Annotated in this window: 9 protein-coding genes; all 9 read right to left on the bottom strand. The window is 44.9% G+C overall.

All coding sequences use genetic code 11. The annotated features are described in order from the left end of the window. Window positions 1–9 precede the first annotated feature (9 nt). Genes QTN94_RS05240 through QTN94_RS05200 form a run of 9 tightly spaced genes read right to left on the bottom strand, consistent with a single transcriptional unit; the run spans window position 10 to window position 26,013 of the window. Window positions 10–1,110 (bottom strand): efflux RND transporter periplasmic adaptor subunit, encoded by a 1,101-nt coding sequence (locus tag QTN94_RS05240; RefSeq protein ID WP_331427129.1) that lies wholly within the window; start codon window positions 1,108–1,110, stop codon window positions 10–12. Then, window positions 1,107–5,537, bottom strand: a complete 4,431-nt coding sequence (locus QTN94_RS05235) for a non-ribosomal peptide synthetase (protein WP_331427128.1) — start codon at window positions 5,535–5,537, stop codon at window positions 1,107–1,109. The genes QTN94_RS05240 and QTN94_RS05235 overlap by 4 nt, the downstream gene beginning before the upstream one ends. Next, window positions 5,534–6,937: an MATE family efflux transporter gene (locus QTN94_RS05230; protein ID WP_101904095.1), complete on the bottom strand. Its 1,404-nt coding sequence runs from the start codon at window positions 6,935–6,937 to the stop codon at window positions 5,534–5,536. The genes QTN94_RS05235 and QTN94_RS05230 overlap by 4 nt, the downstream gene beginning before the upstream one ends. Next, window positions 6,934–8,379 (bottom strand): amidase family protein, encoded by a 1,446-nt coding sequence (locus tag QTN94_RS05225; protein ID WP_331427127.1) that lies wholly within the window; start codon window positions 8,377–8,379, stop codon window positions 6,934–6,936. Before QTN94_RS05225 ends, QTN94_RS05230 begins: the two co-directional genes overlap by 4 nt. A gap of 14 nt (window positions 8,380–8,393) precedes the next feature. Then, window positions 8,394–15,752 carry an amino acid adenylation domain-containing protein gene (locus QTN94_RS05220; protein ID WP_331427126.1) on the bottom strand — a complete coding sequence of 2,453 codons (7,359 nt, stop codon included), beginning with the start codon at window positions 15,750–15,752 and terminating at the stop codon, window positions 8,394–8,396. After that, window positions 15,749–18,832, bottom strand: coding sequence for a type I polyketide synthase (locus QTN94_RS05215; RefSeq protein WP_331427125.1), 3,084 nt, complete (start codon window positions 18,830–18,832; stop codon window positions 15,749–15,751). The genes QTN94_RS05220 and QTN94_RS05215 overlap by 4 nt, the downstream gene beginning before the upstream one ends. Beyond that, complete coding sequence (locus QTN94_RS05210; RefSeq protein WP_331427124.1) at window positions 18,829–24,612, bottom strand: amino acid adenylation domain-containing protein; 5,784 nt, start codon at window positions 24,610–24,612, stop codon at window positions 18,829–18,831. The genes QTN94_RS05215 and QTN94_RS05210 overlap by 4 nt, the downstream gene beginning before the upstream one ends. Beyond that, window positions 24,609–25,757, bottom strand: coding sequence for an acyl-CoA dehydrogenase family protein (locus tag QTN94_RS05205; protein ID WP_101904103.1), 1,149 nt, complete (start codon window positions 25,755–25,757; stop codon window positions 24,609–24,611). Before QTN94_RS05205 ends, QTN94_RS05210 begins: the two co-directional genes overlap by 4 nt. Continuing rightward, window positions 25,744–26,013 (bottom strand): acyl carrier protein, encoded by a 270-nt coding sequence (locus QTN94_RS05200; protein WP_101904104.1) that lies wholly within the window; start codon window positions 26,011–26,013, stop codon window positions 25,744–25,746. Before QTN94_RS05200 ends, QTN94_RS05205 begins: the two co-directional genes overlap by 14 nt.

Here is a 26,013-nt window from a genome sequence, read left to right as displayed (position 1 = left end):
TTTAATCCTTTAATGAGCTGAAGAAAGAAAACGAACTCTAACTCCCATATCGGCAAAAAACTGGGAATCATTCTCATCCATTTTTATTAGAACTTTGACAGTAGCCCTACCTCGATCGGCGACTGGAATAACTTTATTGACCCGCCCGGATAAATCTGGCAAATTATTGCCATTGCCAGATATCATGACTGGGCCTCCAGGCTGAATAAGCGAGACATGCTTTTCTGAGATATCAACAATCACATCAATATTTTTGGTATCAACGAGTGTTGCCAGCCCCTCTCCAGAACCATAAGTCGCCCCGCTGACTGCTGGAAAAATGTAATCACCCGTATTCGCCAATAACTCAACGATTACCCCAGAAAAAGCAGCACAAATATAATGTTCTTTTAAATCAAGCGCTTTTAACCGTAAATCCGCATCAGCTAACTTAACGGCTTGCTGCTGGGCAATAAGGCGCGCCTGCAAAATAGCGACCTCAGTTTCTCTTTCTTCTAAATCATGCAGTGCCAGTGCTTTCTTCTGGGAAAGTAGAATACTTCGGTTAAGAACATTTTTTGCCTGATCGAGTGATAATTGAATTTCTGCCAGAACAGCCTTTTCCTGAGCTAAGATCAACTCTGCGCGCTCGTGCTCAATTTTGGCGTATCGATCGTCTATTTTGGCAAGCACTTCTCCTTTTGTAACTCGCTGACCAATATCTACATACAGCGCCTCAATTTTACCGCCCACCTGAGGAACAACTTTTATACGCCGAGGAGCTCGAAAATAACCTGTCGCCTCTAGAACAGATTGATATGGTGCTGTCGCATCCGATGCTAACGCCACTGGCACTAACTCTTGTTGATTACTGATCAACGACGTTTCGTCCGTTGACAATTCATGTACTTCAACATGAGTCGATAGCGCACGGTCTGGCTGGGCCTGAGCATCAGGTTTAGAAGTGAATAAATGAACAAAAACATAAAAAAGCATGATGCATACTGCCGAGCCAGTTAATATTTTTGTTCGCATATTAAAGCGCTTAGAAGTGCTTCTTACTTTCTTTGAAACAGGCTCCTTGTCGCGGTCAATTCTCAGGCCTTCTAGGCTCTTAGCATCATGTTTCATAGTCGCTTGTTCCCATCACCCTCTATTGCTACAAGTATTTGAGATAGCTCATCCTCAGACAGATCAACCTCATCAAAATCTGTTGCAGTGATAACACGTTGATCTTGTGCGCTCAGAAACTCGTAAGCTTCCTTAAATGAAGATTCAATTATTTGCGTAAGATGTAATTGACCCATATTGGACATCTGGATTGAATTTCGTCTCAACGTGAGCAATATTTCATCTGCATTCCAGGCGATATCGAGTTCAAGTCCGCACTGACTATGGCTCCCTGTCTCATTACACAAGCCGCTATGAGCCATATCGACATCTATGATATCTAAAGCCATTTGAGCAGATGACCCCAAAGGATTGAGGCGTAAACTAGGCTGATATGCAAACCTTTCTGGTTGTTGTAGACGCAATGCGGCAAAAACTTCAGGATAAGGCGGAAGTTGCATAATATGAGCTTTCACATCTTTGAAACGTTGATCCCAGGATAGAGCTTGTGATGGAGGCGCAACCGGAAAAATAGCAGAGAACCAGCCTATTTCATTCAAATTAGGTGGCATTCCTGGAATCACTGTTCGTCCGGTCCGCTCTAATTCAATTTGGCATGTCGAAGCATCGGACCAGGGAGCGATCGCGTGTAATACAATCGCTAAAACCAGCATTTCTCCTGTTAACCCATAAATATCACGAGCCTGGTTTTCCAACCACTCTCCATCCAGGGCTATCTGACTTTTGTATTCAATAAAGGCTGATTGTTGCTCCATGACTTCTGTTAACTGAAACTGAGGCCCTTTTGCTCTGGTAAAAGACTGCCACTGCTCCAATTCGACATCGGATAAAGACTGCGCCATAAAAGCAAGATAAGCTCCCCGGTTTGATACCGTAGGCAACGGGGAGCGTTTAAGCGCACATGGCCCATTTTTTAGTAAGGCATCAAATTCCTGCAGCAACGCAAACCATGAATAGGCATCAATCGCTGCATGGTGAACTGCCAGCAACAGTTTTTGAGGAGTGGCTGTAAAGACGCCAACAGCCATCAATTGTCCCGTGTCCAATTGAAGGCATTGAGTCACCTTTTTTGCAGCAACTTGTGAAGGGACATCTTTTTCTAGAATAACTATTGGTAATGAAACTGACTCCGCATCAAGTGATTCGAAGTGACCCGTTTGTGATTCTATCTTCTTTCGTAAACCGCTGTGTCGCGCAATGATGATCCTTAACGCAGTTTTAATAGACTCAATCTGTACGTCTCCTTGCAAGGTAAGGGTGACATATTGTGCATAATAGTCAGGCTTTGGTGCATACCAGTCTAAAAACCACTGAGTTGCAAGTGTCAGGCTTGCTGACAAGGTTTCAAATTCAGTCGTTTTCGACTGAACAGACGCAGCCCGACATTCACAAAGATCTGCAATAGCACCAATTGATGCTAATTGGATGACCTCTGATGAAGTGATAGAAAAGTCATCTAATTTCGCGGCTATTCTTAAGCTCTTGATAGAATCCAGCCCCAATAAAAACAGGTTATCATTCATTCCGATTTCTGCCTTTTCAAGCACCTGTTGAATGATGTTTGAAACGCTTAATTCAATGGCGCTGGTTTGCTGTTTAACCTCAGAGGGTGTTTGCCTAGTTAAGCATTCAACTAACTTTTCAGTATCGACTTTTCCGTTTGCTGACAGTGGTAGAACGTCTCGACCAATCACCATGTTAGGCATCATGTGCCGAGGCAATGCTTTAGTTAGAAAGGCATGAACCTGATGACTATCTAATGCTTCTGGCGAATAAATTAAACCTAATGCACTCGGTTCGCCTTGTTGATCATGCAATACAACGGCGACAGCCTGAGTTACTTCTGGACAATTAGTTGCAATATTTTCAACTTCATCAAGTTCAATCCGATTTCCCAGTATTTTGACCTGACGATCCCGACGCCCCAGATACACTAGTGTGTTCTCATCAAAGAACGCAACAACATCCCCTGTCTGATAAATGCGTTTTTGGGAATCGTTTGGATCGGTTGAAAACTTATCCATCGTGAGAGAGGGCTCTTTGATATAACCTTGTGCCACAGAAGCCCCAGCCACAACCAACTCACCAGTAGCACCAATTGGTACATCACTACCCCAAGCGGAAAGTACTCGCACACTCATGTTATCAATCGGCAGCCCAATAGGGACAGACATGGATTTGTTACTTGAATCAAACTTAGCGACTAAACAACCAACGGTTGCCTCAGTAGGACCATATTCGTTGTAAATCACGCTATCTGGAAACTGTGTATTAATGTGCTCGGCTAAGCTTCGCTGTAAATTTTCTCCCCCAACAATAAAGCTGCGTATAGCTGAAATGCCATGTTCTATCTGCTGTAATATTTTAAGATGAGACGGAGTTATTTTTAATATGGTTACTTCAGCGTCTTCAATCATATTGGTCAGCATCTGCTCAACCTGAATGCCTTCTTGATAGATACGGATGGACGCTCCTGCTACTATAGGCGATAGGATGGAGGTCAGTGTGAGGTCAAATGTGATTGGCGTATAAAAAGCCGAACAATCAGTGGCCGTATAGTAAGTTCTCGCAGAATAGTGCAGGTAGTTTTCTAGGTTTGCCCGACTGACCTCAACACCTTTCGGCTGCCCTGTACTGCCCGAGGTGAAAAGAACATAAGCTCTATCGCCACGAGTAACAGCTGGTCCTGTTGAGTGAAACGTACAAATCTTTGTCACATCAATTGGTTGATTCACCAACGACTTGGCAACTTTTGAGCCATCTCTATCGTGCAATATGACGCTCACTTCTGCCTTTTCAATCATGTAAGACAAACGATCTATTGGAAAGTCGTGGTTAAGTGGCACAAAACTGGCGCCGACCCAAAGTACAGCCAGTATAGAAGCAATCGTTTGAGGGCTTCGCCGAACTAAAATACCGACTGATGCATTTAAGCCTACATCATGATCCTGCAATGTTTGGGCAATTGCCTGAACATCTTGAAAAAGATCCTGATATGAAATCACACTACTGCTAGTATGCAGTACTGGTGCATTTGGCGTGGTGGTTGAGAAATGATGAAGAGCAGTGATGACATCGGCCAATGGGTCTGTATCTTGGACAGGGCCGGTCAGTAGTTTCATCCTCGCTTGTCGATATTCATCCGGCAATACACTTGCATAGCGCAATGACATCTCTGGCTGCGCATTAACTTGCACCATTAAACAGAGCATACCATCATGCATAGATTTGATTTCTAATCGTGTGTCTTCTGCTGGTGCATCATCATAAATCAGCTGTATCACACCATTATTTTGCCATTCGCGAATAACTATTTGAAAGCGGTATGTCTGGTAACCTGTGTAAAAATCCTCAACTGTTTGAGGGAATTCAGCAAATTGTTCACTATGATCAAAAGCATAATAATTAATACAACCGTCAAATAACGGACCATGATGCCGCTGTGATTCTGGGATTTCGTCCTGCATATGCTCTAAAGGGCATTTGCTGTGACGAATCAGATTAGCAAAATCCTGTTTGACTCGTTTAGCCAGTTCCATGAAGCTTTCATCTGGATCCAGCTTCCAGATGAAGGGCGCGTGAGTTGTCATCATCCCAAATACTTGCCGATCTACCCGACTGTGGCGATCCATAAGCGGGCAACCAATCACGCCTTCTTGCGTGCCATCTCGATGGCCGATATATACCGCATATAAAAGGAGCCACAGTTGATTGACTGATAGATCAAGGATCTTCGCACAATCTTTTAACTCCTTTGATTGATGTTTACTTAATGTAAAAACTGTACGGTACCCCTGCCCGCCGACAGTTGATGGTGTTAGCGTTGGTAGTGCAGCATTAAAAGTGGTTAATCGTTCAGACCAGAACTGCCGATCACGCTCAAAGTTTGATGAACTAAAGTACGCCTGCCTTTTGTTTAAGGACTCAAGAAACGAGGGGCTTGATTCTCGATAATTAATCGGCTCATCAGTCTTATAAGCACGCTCAATAAAAGAAGTCAGCAACGACATAGCCCAGCCATCAGCGAAGGCATGATGCATACGAATAATGTATCCTCCACCATCGTGAGTTTGAAACAGCGTAAAATAATGAAATTCTTGCTGACTTAACGGGGAGCGAAAAATCTCGTCTGCCCATGATTCAAATACAGAGCAGTTCTGCAAATTCATTTGTGGTAAGTGTACTTTTTCAACAATACCTGTTGGGTTTTCACTCACTCGTTGAACAGGATTACCATCCACACTGCACAGATATAAATGAAATGGTAAAAACTCATTCCGAGCTGCCTGAATGGCTTGCTCCAGCCTAGCTATGTCCACTTCCCCATGAATCCGTACAATGCCACCAATGGTGCTGACAGCTGTGTTTGGCAGCAACTCTTGCGCTATCCAACAACGGTTTTGAGCATGACTGAGAGGATAAGTCATTGAATCCCCTCCTCTGATAAAAGCGCAGTTCTCGTGGTCTTTTTCAAGCGCTGTAAGACATAGATGGATACAAACGCCGCGAAAAATGTTCCTGTCATTGCACCAAAGTAAACACCAGAAATACCCATATTAAGCAGATAAATAAATCCAGCAACAGCAGGAACAGACAACACAAAATGTCGGCACACAGTGAGATATAAAGCCATGATAGGCTTACCTATGGCTTGGTGAAATTCAGCAATGCATAAACTAATCGCAATAAAAGGCAGTGATAAGTCCATAATGCGGACTTGAGTCACCGCATATTTCACTACACCAGGCTCTGAAGAAAAGAGTGGATAAATTAATGGCGCAATCAAAATATGTAACAAAGACAACACCAGCACTGTGCCAAAAGACAAAATTGTTGCTGTTTTTAATGCATCAAAGGCTCTGTCATAATTTTTCCTACCCCAGTTTTGTCCGACAATAGTAAGAAGGGCCGTTGATATTGCAAACATAGGAATCATAACAAGAAAATCTAAGCGGCCGACCAAGGTGAATGCAGTCATTGCCATCGGATCGACGTCAATGACAAAGCGGTTGTAGACCAGCACACTCGTTGCAATGATAATCTGAATCCACATCTGCACTGAGCCAATCGTGGAAAGCTGTTTTGTAATATGTAACAATTTAACTGGTGGAAAAAATTTAAGCTGTAAATGCCCTGGCTCTGCCAAAATGGTCAGGGCTAATTTAATCAGCACCAAGCACTGAGCAATGACGGTCGCAAGAGCCGCACCTTTAACACCTAAATCAAAAACAAAGATACAGACTGGATCAAGCACAATATTCGCAATTGAGCCAAGTAAGGCTGCCTGCATCATCACTTTCATCTTCCCCTGTCCTTGCAGCATGCCCATAAACGTTCCAACCAGAATAACGGGCACAACGCCGGGTAACGAATATAGGAAGAATTCATCTGCATAGTCTTTGATTTCACCAGAAGCACCTAATAACACCAGTAATTGGTGACCAAAGATCAATGCAATTGCCAATGCTATCAGTCCAATAATCAAAGCCTGTAGCATCCCAGCAGCAAACAAGGCTTTTAATACCGTATCATCTTTGGCACCAATGGCGCGTGACAAGACAGAACCCATTGCCACCTGTAGACCATTGCCAATGGCAAATAAAATCATCCCTAATGGAAAGACCAAACCAACTCCGGCAATAATTGCTGGATTTGTTGGGTCAATCATACTGATCCAAACCGTATCTGCGATGCTGTAAATCACTTGCGTCAAAAAGCCAAATAGAATCGGGAGCGACATCTGAATCAATACAGAAGAAGTTGGCCCCTCAAATATTCCATGATTGACCGGATGCTCTGGCAAAACTTTGTTATTATTCGTTGTCATAAATTAATGTCCTTAGGCAAAGGGGTCGCAGGTAAAACGGCTTCCACACGTTCGGCAAACTCAATACAGGTGCTGTCATGAAATCGCTTACCAATCACTTGAATACCAATAGGTAATCCATCTTCACCAATACCTAGAGGAACAATGGTTGCGGGTAGGGCAAACACGCTTGCCAGCGCATTCCAGACCATTAATTCATTGTACGGAACAGTCTGATTATCTACAGTTAATACCCGCTGATGAGTTGGTGCAAAGTCGTGTTCGATAGCAGGAACTGGTGCGACAGGTGTAATTAGCAGGTCAAAGCGGTCAAAAAAAGCATCTACTCGGGAATTTGCCTCTGTCCTAGTTTTATCAACGGCGTCTCTACCTATCGCACCTTTGGCAAGGGCCCAAGCGAAATCAGCTCGCTTGTCACTACTGTCACGCAATTTCAACCCAAATGCGTTTAGAGCAGAAACAACCCGACCAAGAGGAGAACTAGCAGTAGATAGAAGCCGCCCAGTTAGTGTCATGACCAAATCGATTACTTCTTCTAAATCGAATTCTGCCGGGGCACCAAAAACAAATTCAACATTGACAGATCCCTCCAGTTTATTCAGCGTAGTTTCAATATGCTGTCGCATAGCTGTATCTATCTTATGATCAGAGGTTCCAAGCCAAACTAATATTCGCAATGAGTTATCTTTCCGCTCAGCTAAAGCGGGCATGTCCGTTGGTAGATCCACCCACGGTTCACATAGAATCTGTAGTAAAAGTCGCAAATCCTTAGCAGAGCGGGTAATTGGCCCTGAACAGCTGAGATCTGGCTCAATCTTTCCAGTAGGGTCTCCTGGAACATGGCCGCGAACTGTAGTTAGACCATAACTGGGTCGGTGGGAAAAAACACCACAGAAATGGGCAGGTATACGCATACAACCACATAAATCACTTGCCAAATCAAACACACTCATCTGGCTCGCTACTGCAGCCGCCGCTCCGCCAGAAGACCCACCTGAAGAACGCGCTGTGTTCCATGGGTTAACTGTTGTGCCAAAGATCTCATTGTAGGTTTGCCAGTCTGCTGTCATGGCCGGGATATTCGTCTTGCCTAAGATGATGGCACCAGCAGCTTTCAGTCTGGCCACGGCTGGCGCATCCTCTTCAACCCAGTTATCTTTCAAATGTGTTACACCACCAGTACTTCGTAATCCAGCGACATGAAAAGCTTCTTTAATCGTGCATGGAATACCAGCCAGAGGCCCCAGCGTTTGTCCTTGACGACGCGCCTCATCACAAGCCAATGCTTCTGCCCGTGCTTCATTTAGGCGTAATTGACTGAAAGCATTAATAGTCGGATTTAATGTCATAATCCGCTCAGCATAGATTTCAACTAATTTGGTTGCCGTGGTACGCCCCTGACGCAAATCCTCACACAATTGGGCAACTTGATGCTGTTTCATAATGAATCCTTCAATTAGCTATTTTGACAACGAGCAAGCAACGCAGCCCGGCTGGCTTTAAAATCATTGCTGCCTGGCTTAGTAACGGACGGAGCTATCTCTGGCTGTGTCATTTCAGATTTCAGGTTCATGAGGTAGTGAACAACATCTTTCGGTGTTGCTAATCGAAACAGGTCAACGATTGGAATTTCCATTCTCATCTCTTGTTCCATCGAACGATGCACACGAACCAATTCAAGGGAGGTCCCGCCAATGTCGAAGAAACTGTCTTGCACTCCCACTTCAAGCCCACCAAGTGCTTCACGCCACCAGTCAAGTACTTTGCTTTCCAGTTCATCGGCTTTAATTTGATTAATTGGGCTCCCTGCAAATATTGCCATACTACGTTCCAGTTCAGCAGGTTGATGATTTCCAACCAAGCCTCCGTGATTCGCTTGGTTATCTTCCAACTGAGCAAGTAATGCTTTATTGTCAATTTTGCCATTTGCCGTCAATGGCATATGACGGCAAGCGACAATACGCGATGGAACCATATATGCGGGTAAACTTTCTTGAAGATAATCTTTTAAGGCTTGATCAAAGTTTTGTTCGGATGCTATGTCTAACCTAGGTTGTTTTTCATATTTAGAGAAATCTTTGAACATCGCTTCTTGATTATGCATCTGTTCTGGCACAACCCCAGCTACACTACAGTGTAAGACCTGATAATCATCATTCAGCTCTAGGGCACGACGTAAATCGCGATCATCCATCGCACCAAGCTGGCAGAATCCCATATCCAGATTAGCGGCCTCTTCTTCCAGCATCTGACATATAGCACCGACTTCCATAGCCGCAAAAATCTCCCCCATTTTTTGGCCATACATCGGCTCAATCGCGGATTTATTGCTGACGAAGTACATAGCGAATGCACTGCTTTCTATCAAACCAATATTTGGTCCTGACTGCCCGCTAACTCTACCATCTGGACGATCTCCGACAGCAACAAGCTCATTGTTGCGGGGGTCGTGGTAATACAGGCCGCTAGGAATCCCCTCAACCTTATTTGGATGAATACCGATGTAAATTTGAACTGGATAAAGCCCGCCGGCTGAACCATAACGATATTTCGGGAACGGCAACTTATCGAAAGAGCATTGTGACAGCGATTGTAGAACTTGTTGGAATTGCGCCTTAGTGACTAACTGTTCGCTATAACTTCGGCAGCTCCGGCGGCGGACAAAACGTACATCACTTTGCTTAGGTGGCGTAAAAGCGATTCTCTTACCATCAAGACGCCGTATTCCATGTTGTTCCAATTTAAAAGCCAAGCGTTGTGCTGGGTCTTTTATAATCGCAGGGTCGATCTCCTGATCGGAAAGTAGCTCATCAGTCTCAATAAATGCGACAAGGCTTGCACCGTCACCTACGCCGCGTGTCATGACCTTTACTTGCCGGATCTTGTTATGCTTTTCTAACACGGCTTCAACTTCACCTAACTCAACCCGATGACCATTGATTTTTACCTGATTATCTATCCGCCCTAAAAACTCAATCACACCATCACGGTCATATCGCCCCAAATCTCCTGTCTTGTAGAGTCGTTCTTCTGTTTCCGGATGAATCACAAAGCTTTTCTCTGTCAGGTCTTTGCGCCCCAGATAACCCTGCGCTAAACCGTCACCACCTATGACTATCTCCCCTACAACACCAACCGGACATTCCTGTAGCCCTGCAGTCATTACACGCATTGGCTGATTGGTTAAGCCGATTCCATAAGGTATGCTCTGCCAATTTTTATCTACCGACTCAATCTCATATTCAATCGACCAAATTGATGCTTCCGTCGCTCCACCTAACGAATAAATCTTCATTTCACGGTTTAAACTCTGCCAAGCATCTTCCGGAAGGCTTAAAGGTATCCAATCCCCGCTGAGCATCGCTACCCGTAACTGAGGGAAAACTCCACTTCTGTCCTGCTCATGAATAGTCAGCATCCGCAGTAGTGCTGGTACTGAATTCCATACCGTGACTCCCCCCGCCTGTAACACCCGCTCCCAATGGCGGGGGTCTTTCAATCCTTCAGGGTGAGGTAGCACCAATCGAGCACCTCGCGCTGTTGTGCCAAATAAATCAAACACGGATAAATCAAAACTCAAGGATGATAAGCCAAAAACACCATCTGTTTCGGTAAGCTCTCGGCGGGTGCAAATATCCTCTATTGTGTTCATCACGGCCTGATGGCTGATCACAACCCCTTTTGGCGTCCCTGTAGAGCCAGAAGTAAAAATGACATAAGCCGTCTGTTCCGGATGAGCGGATTTAGCTTCAAACGGCTGGTTACAGCTTTGCCAATCTGAGCTCACCACATGCACTGTCTGCGGCAGGTCCACCAGATCGGCTGCGTACTGAGGCTGAGTAAGAATGTGTCGGACCTGAGCGATGGTCAGTAATTCCTGCTGACGTTGCTTTGGTAACCCAGGGTCTATAGGAAGATAAGCACCACCACTTTTTAAGATGCCATGGGCCGCAGCGCTTTGTTCCCAACCTTTCTCCATCACAATAGCAATAATCTCTTCTTGTACTACACCACCCGATTGAAGGGTTATTGCTACTCGGTTTGCGGCTCGGTTTAACTGGTCGTATGAAATCTCAGCCAAACATTCACCCGCAGCATTCGCCTGCCATATCGCGGTTGCATGTGGCGTCTCCCTTGCATAATTCGCCAATGCATCATGAAGGCCGGATGTTGGCAGAGCACACCGTTGTATAGCTGTTGCCACAGCGGGTAATCGTGGCAAATTGGTAGCTTCCAGCAAAGAAGGGTTGAGTGCCAGTTCTTCGATCAGCTCAATATAGGCAGCGAACATCTCATCGAGCATAGCTGGTTCAAACAACTCTTCTACTGCATCCCAGTTAAGGTAGAGCTTACCTTCCCGCTCCATTACTTGATGGTCGAGCCACACCTGAGGAGTTTGACTGATGGTGTAAACAGTTTGAATATCAAGCGCATTTATAATGCCTGAATTGATGCTTGAGGCTTGGTCAAGCAGGCTTGTAAATACCACAGGTAATGGTGCTGCAATGCGACCAGAACGAATCAGTTTTTCGCTCACTCGCACACCAGAGAGCGCAGAGTTATCCAATGATTGCCAAAGTCTATTTTGAATTTGTAAAGCCAATTTTCGCAGAGAAGGTTGTTTTTCTGTTGAAATTGGGAGCAACAAAATATCTGTAAAATCGCCAATTAAAGCATCTGCTCCCGACATTCTAGGCCGGTTAAACACGGTAAGATTAAGCGAAAATTCTAATTGCTGACTCCAACGAGTAAGAATCAATGAGAAAATTGACAACAGTAAACTGGTTGCACTCACGCGCTGATTGCGAGCGAGTTGCCGCAATGCTGCCCAAGAAGAAGCTGATAGGACGTGGCTACGACGACAAAAGTTCAAGGATGATAATTCATCCAACTCGGTGCGCACTGGTAAATCTGGGCCAGCAGGAAAATGAGAAATCTGTTCATCCCACCATTGCTCAGCTTCATTTCGTTCATTTTGGTGCAGTTCAGATTGATCCTGCAATACATAGTCCTGAAATGAAATCGGCAATATAGGGAGCTGCTCATCTTCCCCCTCGTACAAAAGAAATAATTCTTCAGCGAGGATGTTTAAGCTGGCTGCATCAGCAATTAATAAGTCAATTCCAAAATGTAACCTAAGCGCCCCATTAGGTAATTTTGTTGCTTGAAGCTCGAATAGAGGCCATGTTTCGGTTGACTGGCAACCTCTTTTAAGTTGTGTACGTTTTTGCAACAACAGTGCTTCTAGTGAATGTTCAGCCACAGAACTCAGGTCATCGCACTCAATCTTGTAAAACGTTACCTGCGATAAGATTTTCTGCTGACCATCTTCTGTCACAATCGCACGCAGCATACTTTGTCTTTGGATTAATTTGTTCAAAGCGCTTTCTAGACGGTGCAATTCAAGTGTTGTTGATTCAAACTCTTGGTAAATATAAGAGCTTACCGAAGCACCTTCGCGGCTCACCTGACGTCCGGACCAGTAAGCTCTTTGCACATCAGTGAGTGGGAAGTGGATATTCTCTTTATTTTGTCCGGACGGTACTTTTTCTGGCCGTTCTTTCTCGCTAAAGTGTGTCTTTTTGTGGGCTTTGATGTACCTAGCCATCGAGGCAACCGTGGGATTTTCAAGCAACACTTTAAGTTGGGGTTTCACGGCTAACTTCCGGTGAATCTGCATCAGATACTCAACAGCCACCATTGAATTCCCGCCCAGAACAAAGAAATCTGCATTTCGATCAATCTCATCTATATTGAGCAAGGCCATTAACATCTTGGCCAAACATTGCTCTACGTTCCCTTGCGGAAGGTCAAATTGATGAGACGTTACTTCATCGGGACAATCGAGTTTATCGAGTGCTTTGCGATCTATTTTTCCGGCACTGTTTCTGGGGAAAGAAGGAGTAAACCGCCAACTGGAAGGGCGCATATAATCAGGTAAAACATCCGTAGCAAACTGAGCCATCTGCGCGCTACTAAGATGACTTTGGCTGCTCTCTAGGGTTTCAACATAAGCGACTAACCGCGTGTTTTCTACTTGTTCCTGTGCCCGAACAACCACTCGAACCTTGTATGGGTTTTTCATCAGAATGGCTTCTATTTCCCCTAACTCAACCCGATGCCCACGGATTTTCAGCTGATCATCTTTTCGGCCTACAAATATGATTTGCCCTGCGTGGGTCATGCGGACATGATCACCTGTCCGATACCAACGTGACTTCGACGTTGTATTAAGGGTTATAAAATTCTGAATCGTTAAATCTTGCAAATCCTGATAGCCAGACGCCACCCCCATACCACCAATCCAGAGCTCACCTGTAACGCCAATAGGTACTAATCGACCTTGTGGATCAACGATACGAATTTCTGTGTTGGCAATGGGGTGACCAATACAAACCGTATCAAGCGGTAATGTTAACTGTTCACAAAGCGACCAAATGGTTGTCTCGGTTGGCCCATACATATTCCACAGTGCCTGCGCAGATTCAAGCATCGTGCGTGCTAGTGATAAAGGCATTGGCTCGCCACCGGCTAAAATTCTTAATGTGCTGTGTGGCCGCCAACCTGTATTTATCAGCATATGCCAAAGCGAAGGGGTGGCCTGCATCACGGTAGGGCGACTTTGCTCAATCAGCGCTCTCAAGGCAAAGACATCGGAGACAATATCTGAAGAAGCCAACTCTAGAGTTGCACCAACGGTTAAAGGCAGTAAGAACTCCAACAAAGAGATATCAAAACCTGGAGTTGTGACTGACAACAAACGATCTTCCTGAGACAGGCCCGGCTTCTCAGCCATAGAGCGCAAGAAGTTCTTAAGATTGTCATGGGTAACACAAACACCTTTCGGAGTTCCTGTACTGCCAGAAGTGAAAATGATGTAGGCTACCTCTGTACCATTCGCATTGTGTTGGTTAAACGAACAATCTATATGGTCACCATATAAGTCATCAGGATTCAGACAAGTGATATGATCATGAATGTTACGACTTATCATCAACTTTGGTTTTGCCAGCGAAACAATCGTATTAGTCCGCTCAATAGAGTTCTTCGGATCAAGAGGTACATATACCGCACCAACCCGCCAGATCCCCAGTAACACAGCAATCAATGCTGCCTCTCTGTCAAGTTCAACAGCAATTGCATCCCCAGCTTGAACATCTTGAGCCAGCAAACTCGAGGCAATCTGAGCGGATGCCCTGTCTAATTCCGCATAGGTCCAGCTTCCTGCATCACTACACAAGGCAATACGCTGCGCTTGTTTATTGAACTGACGTTCAATTATAGATAAGGTTTGTTCCACTTCCGGCCAAGTGACCGAAGTGTGATTCAGCTGATCAAGCTGCTGCTGCATTTCTACTTGAACAGGCAATGACACAGTCTGCATTTCATCGTTCGAATACCGAGCGATTGCCGCTAACATGTGAGTAAAGATTTCGACATAGGTTTGAATCAATTTATCCGAATAACGTGTTGCATCATATTCAATCAAACATTCAAATCCGTCATTGAATGGTGTCAGCTCTAATGTTATGTCAAATTTGCAACTGCCATTATGGAGCTCAAGCAATTGCCAGTCTTGTCCAGCGACTTTGAATGCGTTTTGTTTCTCGGTACTGTGTGATATCAAAAATGTTTGAAATAATGGTCCTTTGTTGATGGCAGCAATTGGTGTTAACTTCTCCCGCAACATTTCAAATGGCACTGATTTTAGTTGTTCTGCCTGATGCATTGCCTGGCTAGCTCGTTCAAGCACATGTGAAAATGTTGTCGATTCTGTTAGGTCAACATCTAAAAAATTTGTTGTCGCAAAAAATCCTACAGTCTGTTCAATTTCGGGTCGTACACGCCCAGAGGCTGGCGATCCAATTATGAATCGTTCCTGCCCACTCAACACCCTTAATGTCAGCGCATGTGCTGCAACAAATATAGCGTGTTGCCCAACTCTGGCGTCTCGACTCGTTTGTAGAATATCTTCTGCTAAATCCGAGTCGATAATACTTCGAAATAAACGCCCTTCAGGGACTATGTATTCATTTTTAAACGGTGTTATGTCCGCAGGAAGCGTCGATTGTGTTGGTGCAGTATGCAGACTACTCAGCCATGCATCTCCTAAATTCGATTGCTTCACACCGTCAGCCCACATGTGTTGCCAGGTCGCAAAATCGGCAAGTGACGCCCGTTCATTTTTGATCCGAGTCGTCGTTCTTCCCGCAACCAGCGCTTCATACTTAGTCAACGCAGATTGAAATAAAAGAGACAGAGAAATACCATCAGCAACTATATGATGAATCCGAAATAACAACACACGATCTCTCCCTGAATTTTCAATCACATCCACGCGAAATAATGGTGCTCGACCAAGAGGAATCGCTTGCCTAATTAGGTTGTTTGCTTTTGGCAAAAGCGCTTCAAATTCTTCACCAGCGAGTTTGTGTACAACAAACGGCAATTCCAATTCGTTACAATGCTTTTGTTTTGATTGGGTTAAATCAAAATTAATCTGTGTACGCAGCGCAGAATGTTCTTCAACTAACTCAGTAAATACCTGTCGAAGCTTTTCTGCATCCAGCAATCCAGGAACACGGAACGCCTGATACAATAAATAATCGCAAGATTCCGGCTCAAGATGATCAAGCACTGCTAGGCGTTGTTGTTCAAATGACAATGGCGCTTCCGTGGTTTCATTCAATTGAGCAATGGGTAAAGAAGATAACGATCCGCCTTTTTCCAGTAGTCGTAAAACAAAGTCAGTACGATCTTGTGCAGACAAGGCATACAAACGAGCTGCAAGTGTCATAGAAGGTTGGATATTCATTCTACCTCTCCCTCTACTGCTTCTTCTTCAATCTCAGTAAGTAGACTATCTACAAGGCTTTCACCCTGCACTGTCTCTTTATGCTCAAAGCGCGTAGCCAAATCAGCAACCGTAGGTGATGAAAAAAAGGTTTGTGCATCTATCTCCACACCCATTTGATCAGATAATCGGGCTATAGCCATGGAGGCCATCAAAGAATGTCCGCCCATTTCAAAAAAATCATCTTGTCGGCCAATCCCTGAAATCCCTAATAAATCTTCAAGCACCTCGCTGATTTGCTGCTCAATTTTTGATGCTGCTGGTTCAAAAGATGTTGATAATGTATCAGGCCTTGGGGTTTTACGACTGGATGCCGAAAACGGACTGGATGTTTTTACTGTTGGTGTTTGAGCCGAAACTGGGTCGTTTTCTACCATATCGTGCTCTTCTGGGCTGCTAATCCAATAACGAATTTTTTCAAACGCATAGCCTGGCAAAGAAACGCGCGCACATGCATGGTGAGTGAATACTGCTTGCCAATCCAGCGGGTGTCCAGCGGCCCATAATCTCGCAAGCGTATCCCTGTCGTGAGCGAAACTGGCTTCACCTTCGGTTGCTTTCGGGAGACTTGTATATGTTGTGGTACTCGGTTCAGCACCAAGTATTGCCATTGTAGCAAGTGAACTGCCTGGCCCTATTTCAAGGAAGTCACAGGCATATTGTTGAGAAGCTTCTACTACCGCGTTTTTGAACAATACTGGTCTAAGCATTTGCTCACTCCAGTAGTAAGGATCCGTGATTTCTTGATCCGTCACTGCACGCCCTAAAGCCGTAGAGATAATTTGCATGGATGGTGCCTTCAGGTCGACATCCTGTATTGCTTGCAATAGCTCACTGGCTGCACGGCACATCAACTTAGAATGAAACGCATGAGAAGTCCTTAAACGCTCGTGACGTATTCCTTGATCATCAAGTTGTTTTTCTACCACTTCAACAGCATTCTCTTGTCCAGCCAAAACACACAGCCCTGGTGCATTATCAGCGGCCAGTTCCACTTCATCATTTAACAACGACAGCAATGCGCTTTTATTGGCTCTGACTGAAAGCATGACGCCATGAGGCGATGCTGCCATAACACGACCACGAATATTGACTAATCGTACGGCATCTTGAAGACTCATTACCCCTGCCAGTACAGCTGCAACCCATTCACCTAATGAGTGACCAATCAATGCAGTTGGCCTGATACCACGATCAAGCCACAACTGGGCCAATGCGTATTCGACAGCAAACAGTGCTGGTTGTGTCAATGATGTGTCTGCCAGTTGTTCTTCACCAGCTTGCGTTGATTGTGAACCATAGAGCAATTCTTTGAGATTTGGCCCACAAACAGTCTGCGTTATATCAGCTACTTGATTGAAAGCTTGTCGGTACACCGGTTCATGTTGATAAAGCGATGCCGCCATTTGCGCATATTGACTGCCCTGACCTGAGAACAAGAATGTGATTGGTTTCACCGCCCCCGGTTGACCAAAGTGAAGCTGGCTTGCTTTGGCTTCGTTAAACGCTATGCTTGCCTCTTGGACAGAACTCGATACCACAGCTGCCCGCCAAGGCATAGCATGCCGTCCAACTGCCAATGTAAAGGCAACATCTTGTGGTAACTGGTGCAGATTCCCAGCTTGAGCCAACCCTCTAGCCTGTTCTTTTAGTTGCCGAAATAGAGCTGCTTCACTTCGTGCAGAGACAACATATATTTGTGGTTGTGATGATGCACTTCTGGGAATCATTTCTGGCGCTTGTTCAAGGACTACATGTGCATTGGTGCCTCCCATACCTAATGAAGTTACACCCGCTCGACGAACACCACTTTCTGGCTTCCATGACTCCAGTTTTTGCACAATTTTAAATGGCGATGAAGGGAAATCACACGCCGGATTCGGCGTTTCATAGTTGATTGATGGCGGTAACTCTGCATTCTGCAAACAGAGTGAAGCCTTGATAAAGCCGGTAACCCCCGCTGCAGTGTCCATGTGACCAACATTCGTTTTGACCGATCCCAACCAGCAAAATGAACGTCTCTTTGTTGTTTGACGAAATGCTTTGGTCAAAGCGGTTACTTCAATTGGATCACCTAATCGCGTCCCAGTCCCATGGGCTTCGATATAAGAAATATCATCAGCTGACCACCCTGCCATCGCATGGGCTGTTGTAATCGCGCGTACCTGGGCATCAACACTTGGCGCTGTATAACTTACTTTGGCCGAACCGTCATTGTTGACGGCAAATCCACGAATAACAGAAATAATATTGTCACGATCCCGTATCGCCTCATCTAATCGTTTCAATACGACTAAACCAAGCCCTGTACCCGGCACAAATCCGGTGCTTGCAATATCAAAAGTCCGGCAGTGCCCGTCATGAGAAGTAATCCCTCCTTCTTGCGACAAATAGCCACTGTGTATTGGTGGCCCTAAAGTCACACCTCCTGCCAACGCCATATCACACTGCCAAGTCAAAAGGCTTTGCGCGGCAGAACAGATAGCAACCAAAGAGGTCGAAGAAGATGTCTGAATCGTAATAGCCGGACCACGTAAATTAAGATGATAAGCAATCTGGGTAGTCATGCTGTCCTTATCATTCCCGATTGCAGCCTGCAAACTTCCAGAAGAAAATACCTTTTTAAAGGTAGGTAAAACATTAAGCATCAGATAAGAGTCAAGGCTTTTTCCTGCAAAGACACCAATATCGCCTTTAAACGTCAGTGGATCATAACCTGCGTCTTCCATCGCATGCCAAGCACCTTCCAACATTAACCGATGCTGAGGATCAGTGAGTTCGGCCTCTCTTGGTGCAATTGAAAAAAACGGCGCATCGAAACAGTCGATATCAGCAACTGCACCTTTACGACGGACATAATCAGCACGTTTGACGATTTCCGGTGCAACGCCAGAGCGGATGATCTCTTGCACATCAAATTCTGAAATACACTCACGTCCAGCCCGAAGGTTTTGCCAAAATTGTGCCACACTGTCAGATTGAGGGAATCGACCGGCCATACCGATCACAGCAACACCGAGATCGTTTGATTGTTCTGTCATCTTTTTTCTCCCTTCTGGCTCTCTGTTGTTAACTTCCACCGATCAGGATGGAAAGCCAACCTCGCCGTGTGGCATTGTGTTTGATATTGATCAGCTGGCTTAGGTTGAGAGGCTCGTTGTATGAAATCGGCTTGTGAGCGAATTGTTGTATTTTCGAACAGGTCGAGCAGTGCTACGGTATGGTCAAAAGTACGTTCAATACTTTGTTGCAAGTCACTTAACAGAAGTGAATTTCCGCCAACATCAAAGAAATTAACATCCACCGACGCTTGCAACCCGCCTAACAGTTCAGCCCATATTCCTGCAAGTTTCTGTTCAATTGCTGTTTGCGGAGGATTGGCCTGTTTAGCTGATAAGCTCTGCAGAATAAAATCCGAATGGGGTAATTGTTCCTCATCGACTTTGCCGTTTAAATTCAAAGGCATATTCTCGAGATGAAGATACGAATTGGGAATCATGTATGCAGGTAGCTGCCTCGCAAGAAATGCTCGAAGGTCGCTTTCAGCAACTGGAACCTGTGCCTTAGTTGTATAATAAGCAACCAGAATCGGTGTCCCTGCACCACTGATGCTTAAATCCTTTAATTGAATATGTACAACTTCAACTTCAGGATGGGTCGACATACGGGATTCTATATCACTTAATTCAACCCTATGTCCTCTGATTTGAACCTGTCTATCAACCCGCCCCAAATAAATCAGACAACCATCTGGTCGCATTTGAACCCGATCGCCTGTTCGAAGATACCTTTTCCCCGAACCATGAACACATTCAACAAACCTCGCAGCTGTCTGGCGTTCATCTAGGTACCCAGCGGCTAAACCTGTACCACTGATATGCAGTTCGCCAGCAACCCCAACTGGCACATTATTTCCATGCTCATCAACAATACTCAAATCTGTCCCTGCCAGCGCCTTACCAATAGGGATGATGCCACCTGTCTGAACATCCGATTTGGTCACTATATGGCAAGTCGAGCAGATCGTGGCTTCTGTCAGCCCATAACCATTAACGATTTGAGCTTTTTCGACCAAATGATCTATTTGATCAGATGCCAGAGCCTCTCCACCACAAAGAATCCACGAAAGCCGGCTTAAATCAATCCCATCCATCGTTGCAACGGCCCGGTTCAATCGGCTAAGAAAAGCAGGTACACTACTTAATATTGATACCGATTCCTGAGTAATAATTTCCAACAGACATCTGGTATCAATCGCTGCTCTTTGATCTGCCAAGAGCAAACAACCACCACCAACCAATATTGGCAGAATCTCACCTAGATAACTTGCAGAGCCAACGGATGTAATGGGTAGAAGAACATCATCCTGAGTTACTTTGTAGGTCGTCAGAAAAGAGTCAATTAATATACTTAAACTTGAATGTGTTAGTCGTACACCTTTTGGCTGGCCCGTAGTCCCAGATGTAAACAAAATGACAGCATCCTGAGCGACAGAAACTTCCGGTACCTGCCAATCGTGACCTATTGAACATGATTGTGCCAACGCCTTCCAATCACCAAGCACCTGCCACGTAAATCCATCAACAGCAGCTTTATCGTCATAAAATAAATCTGCACTTCTTTCATCCAAAAGAATCCGCAGTGGTTTTGCAGTATTCAGAATGCTTATCAACCGTTCTTTGGGTAGTTGAGGATCAATGGGCATCCACCCCCCCCCGATACAGCACACCGCCAATTGAGCAACTACTGATGGCAAACCAGCATGCATCACAATGGCAACACGATCACCAGGGTTTATCCCATCTAACGCCAGTTGCTTGGCCAATTGCTTCACTGTACCTAATAATTCCAGACCTGTGGCAAAATCTCCTGTCGTTTCTTTAACGCAGATGTGCTGCCCTTTCATCGTTAATGCCTGTTCTAACCTAGCCCAAAGAGAGACGGCTGGCTGGTGATTTAACCCCTTCCCATTCAATTCACGATAAGCTGCAAGGTCTTGATTACACAGTAAAGATAAATCACTGCAATATTGCCGGTCATCGCTCTGTGCAATATTTTCTAGTAATCGACAATACCGCTCTACAAAACGTTCGATAGTAACTTGGTCAAACAATTCAACATCAAATTCAAAGGTCCCTTTCAGGCCGTCTTCCGTTTCATGCAGGCTGACCGATAGATCAAGTAAAGAAACACCTGTATCATTCAGTAGTACGTCAACCTTAAGATCCGACAGATTCATGTCGGGTACAGGCAAGCTGTCCAATTGAAACGTCGTTTGATAAACGGGGAATGCTGACCCTTGTCGTTGCGGTTTTATCTGCTTCACTATGTCTTCAAATGGCACTTTACTGTGGCGAAACAGCGCCAACGTTGCCTTTTTTACCTGTGACAGTAAATCATCAAAAGAGTCATTTGCTTCGATACTTAACCGCAGTGGTAGGCTATTCACTAACAGTCCAAAAGTACGCTCAAAATCAGCTTCAAGTCTGCCAGCTAAGGGAATGCCTACAATCAGATCGTTTTGCCCTGTGTGTCGGTTTAAAAACAAGGCATAGGCCGCCAGAAGCAATGTATACAGCGTCGTACGCTTTTGATTAGCTTTTTTTCTTAATCGCTCAACAACTGAAGCTGGCAACGAGAACGAAATGAGTGAACCTTGATGTGCTGATTCTAATGGCCGTTTTCGATCGAACGGTAAATTTAATACCGGTAACGGGTCTGCTAATCTTTCTTTCCAATAGCTCAGATGACCTTGATATTTATCTGTTTGAGTCTCGTTTTGTAATTGGGAGGCATAAGTAATAAAATCTTTGCTTGATGCCTTAGTTGGTTCAGCTCGATAGTGAGCCAATAAATCTTCAACGAGAATGGCCTTAGACCACCCATCGCACAGGATATGGTCCAGATCAATCTGCAAAATATGGTCACCATCAGGCATTTCCCACAATGCAAATCGAACAAGTTCGCGTTCTAAGCTATAACGCCCCTGAGCAAATGGTATTGGTGTACTTAGAGGACGATCTGATGGCCAGGGACCAACGACTTCCAAACATGGTTGCGCTTGATCTGCAATCTGAATCGCTTGCTCTGCCGAAATACCGACTCGCAGCTGAGGATGTAATTGGACAACGTAGTCGACAGCTCTCGCTAACCTTGCTACATCAAGCTCACCACTTAAATGCATTAATATTGGAGAACTAAACAAACTGCGTTCAGGATGTAATTGTTGAGCTATCCACATTGCATGCTGCGCACTCGACAAGTTAAACGAGGCTATCTCGGTATCCCCTTGTGGTTGCATGTCAATTTCTGTAACAGGCTGACGCAAATCAACCAATTCACCCTGTACGCCTTTTGCGATAGCAAGCAACGCCTTCCGATCCAATTTGCCGTTATCTGACAAAGGTATGCTTTCTATCAACAAGGTGCGACTTGGAAGCATATACTCAGGCAGTTGATCGGACAGATTCGCCATTAACACTTTACCGTCCTGAAAGTCGTTATTGCATACAATTGCAGCAAAAATGTAGTGTGATGACGAAACCTCTGTATCGGCAAAAACACACGCATGACTAACCCCTTCACATGCCAACAGCGCATGCTCAATTTCTTCTAGCTCAACGCGTAAACCACGCAACTTAATCTGAAAATCACGACGTCCAATATAGTGAATCAAACCTGTTTGAGGGTTTCTCTTCACCAAATCACCACTGCGGTAAGCTCTCACACCGCCTAATGCAGGCACGGTTATAAAACTGGCATCTGTCAGCTCTGGTGCGTTTAAATAGCCTCGCGCAAGCCCTGCACCACAGATCAACAGCTCACCCTCGTCATCTGTAGGATTTAACTGCTCATCTACAATATGCAATTCAATTCCATTAATCGCTTCACCTATAGGGATATCTGGTAAGCATTGATCACGTGGACAATTAAAATACGTAACATCAATTGCTGCTTCTGTCGGGCCATACAAATTAACCAGCAGGAGCTCGGGTAAAGGGGCGCATAATGCGTAAAATCGCTGCACAATCTCGCTGGGTAGTTTTTCCCCACTAAGAAAGACATATCGCATATTCGCCAGCTCTTCGGGCACCGCTTTGATCTCTTCATAGGTGACAAACAACTCAAATACTGACGGAACAAAATGCACCACGCTGACATGAAAGGCCCGAATGGCTCGTGAAATGGCCCGAGGGTCTTGCTCTTTTCCTGATGGAAGCAAGGCAACGCTTGCACCCTGCATCGCCCACCAGAGCAATTCCCAGAGCGATACATCAAAGGTTGACACTGTTTTTTGTAATATCGTGTCTGATGAATCAATAGGATAAGCATCTTGCATCCAATTCAGTCGATTATTTAATGCGGCATGCTCAGTACAAACACCTTTAGGCCGTCCAGTTGATCCAGAGGTATAAATAATGTAAGCCAGATCTTCAGGTTGAATGATTGGTAAGGCTTTATTAGGCAGAGGCGCATCCCAGTTAAACATATCTGTGAGCACTGTTTGCCCGTCAAACTCAAAATGCTTCAGACTCACGGTATCACTGATCAGACAAGCGGTTTGGGAATCTTTTAAAATCGCATGGTTTCTGCCACTTGGATGATGCATATTCAATGGCAGATAAGCCCCACCCGCTCTTAAGATGGCAAATATGGCAACGATCATCATTGGACTGCGAGTCAGACCAACTGCAACAGGAACATCTGGACCAACCCCTATATCTCTTAACTGGTGTGCTAGCAATGCAGATTTGTGATCTAACTCTGCATAAGTCAGGGTGCCTTCATTCGAACGTACCGCAATCTCTCTGGCATTGCGCTTCAATGACTTTTCTATGGTTGCCATGATAGTTTGGGGCTTGTTCTGATTTGACGCTTCAACCTTAAGTCCCCCCAGCGCCTCACGGTCCGCTTTATCATCATGGGCAAGTACCTGACCAGGATAATCCACCTCTAACAACAGGTTTTTCAGAACACTTTGCGGCCCCATCTCCACCACTACCGAAACTTCATCACGCTTCAATGTTTCTATACAATCCCGCCATAAAACGGTATGGTCTAATTGCTGAGTAAGTGCCAGCTTGATATCTTCTGACGTATCAATAAGTCGTGTAGTTGCACTGGAAATCACAGGGATAGAAGGCTTATAGAATGTTGCAGAATGAAGAACTTCTCGTAGCGCCGGGACGTATGGTGTCATCAAACTGCTGTGATATGGTGCACCACCAATAATCGGGATAACTTCTGCACCAGCATCTTGCTGTAATAGGGTTTGTTCAGCCGCTAAGATAGCTTTTGCGTCTCCAGTCAACATAAACTGTGAATCACTATTAATGCAGGCAAGATTGAGTGCTGATTCATTTTCAGCATGATGTTGTTCGATAATTCGCTGTACCACCTCAATAGAGGTATTCTTGAGAATGGTGGTTCCAGTGACAGAGGCCTGTTGAGCCTTGACAGCGATTTCTGCACGTTTCTCAACAATACGGACACTATCAGCCAGACTTATCGCCCCAGCACAATGCAATGCGGAGTACTCCCCCAGACTATGCCCAAGCATCACGGAAGGTTTGCATCCACATTCCTGCATCGCAACATGAAAATGAGCGATATTGGTGACATGTAACGCAGGAAATAGAAACTTTGTTTTATTTAGTTTTATCAACCCACCTTTTGTGCATAGTGCCACCAAATCCCAACCAAGCACATCAGATGCTTCTTCAAAAACTTCTCGAGCCCGAGAGCTGGTTTTGATCAATCTGGCGGCCATGCCTGGGTACTGCGAGCCAGACCCAGGGAATATGAATGCAATTTTTCTCATAAAGACACCCGTTTTCTATTGCTCGCGACATGCGCTGATGCAATCTGTATTTCGTGAACTTGTGTTGTTCCTTCAATAATTTCCATGACTTTTGCATCGCGGAAATATCGCTCAACTAAACGGTCACTTTGACAGCCAGATGCCCCCAGTAATTGCACCGCATTATTTGTCGCTAACCGAGCAGTTAACGATGCTGAATACTTTGCAATCATTATGGCTTGGACCATATCTGGTGAGATCGTATCTCGCGCTTCTGCTGCACGGTTAAGGAGTTCCTGTGATGCTTTCACAGCGACGAGTGTCTCGGTCAGCAGTTTCTGCACCAATTGATGTCGATAAAGCTTCTTGCGGGATTGTTTACGTGTCAGTGCATAGTCAGTCATGATATCCAACGCTGCTTCAGCCAGTCCCATACAGCCACACGCTGTTGTAAAACGTCCTTCATGTAACCCAAACGTTGCTGGGAGCGCTAGACCCATTGCTTCACTACCAAGTAGGTAATCTGCTGATACGCGACAATTATCAAAAGTGACTGTCGCAAGCATATTTGCCCTTAATCCAACCATGTCTGCAATGGGTTCAACGGTGAGGCCTGGTGTCGCGCGATCGATGACTATCATTTGGGTGCGCTTTTCACTGGTTCGGCCCAGAACAACAAAAAAATCTGCAATTTGAGCCAATGTAATCCAAGTTTTAGTGCCATTGACCACGTAATCATCACCAACGCGACTAATCGTGGTTGTAACATCACTCAACCCACTACCCACATCAGGTTCAGTCATTGCAAAGGCACCTACTTTGCTTCCCTCTGCTAGCTCTTTCAGATACCCTTTCACTACATCAGTTTTAGCAAAACGTTCGATTGAGGCAGCAACCATCCCCGTTACTGTGAGTAGGTTTTCTATTGAGCCGTGCGCACGTGCCAACTCTTTGTGAAGTATCATCAGTTGATGAGTCGTGTATCCAGAACCACCATTTATATGCCGTATTGATGCAGCTAGATAACCCTGATTTGCCAATGACTCAATAAGCGAGCGCTCAATGAATTGCTCTTTATCAAGCCTCTTTGCGTCAGGTATTAACCTATTATCAACAAACTCACGAATACCTAGTTGAAATTGGTGCAATTCATCAGAAAGCTGCATGACTAACCTCCTGCTGCTCCCTGTTGATATTTTTACTGATTAGTTGAGCAATTTTGTTGATGGTGCTGATGTCATCGTGGTCAATATCATCCAGCTCCAATTCGATACCGAAATTACTCTCAATGAACAAGATCATCTGCATAATAAAAAGTGAATGGGTAAAGCCAAGTTCAAAGATATTAGTATCCGCTTCTATCTCAATACCATTGGTTGCACGAGACAAAAAGGCACGTATTTCTGATTTAATGTTATCCAT

The sequence above is a fragment of the Vibrio sp. M250220 genome (genome assembly GCF_036533795.1).
GTDB lineage: Bacteria > Pseudomonadota > Gammaproteobacteria > Enterobacterales > Vibrionaceae > Vibrio.
The sequence above is the reverse complement of the archived record's forward strand: the minus strand, read 5'-3'. Positions and strand labels throughout refer to the sequence as shown.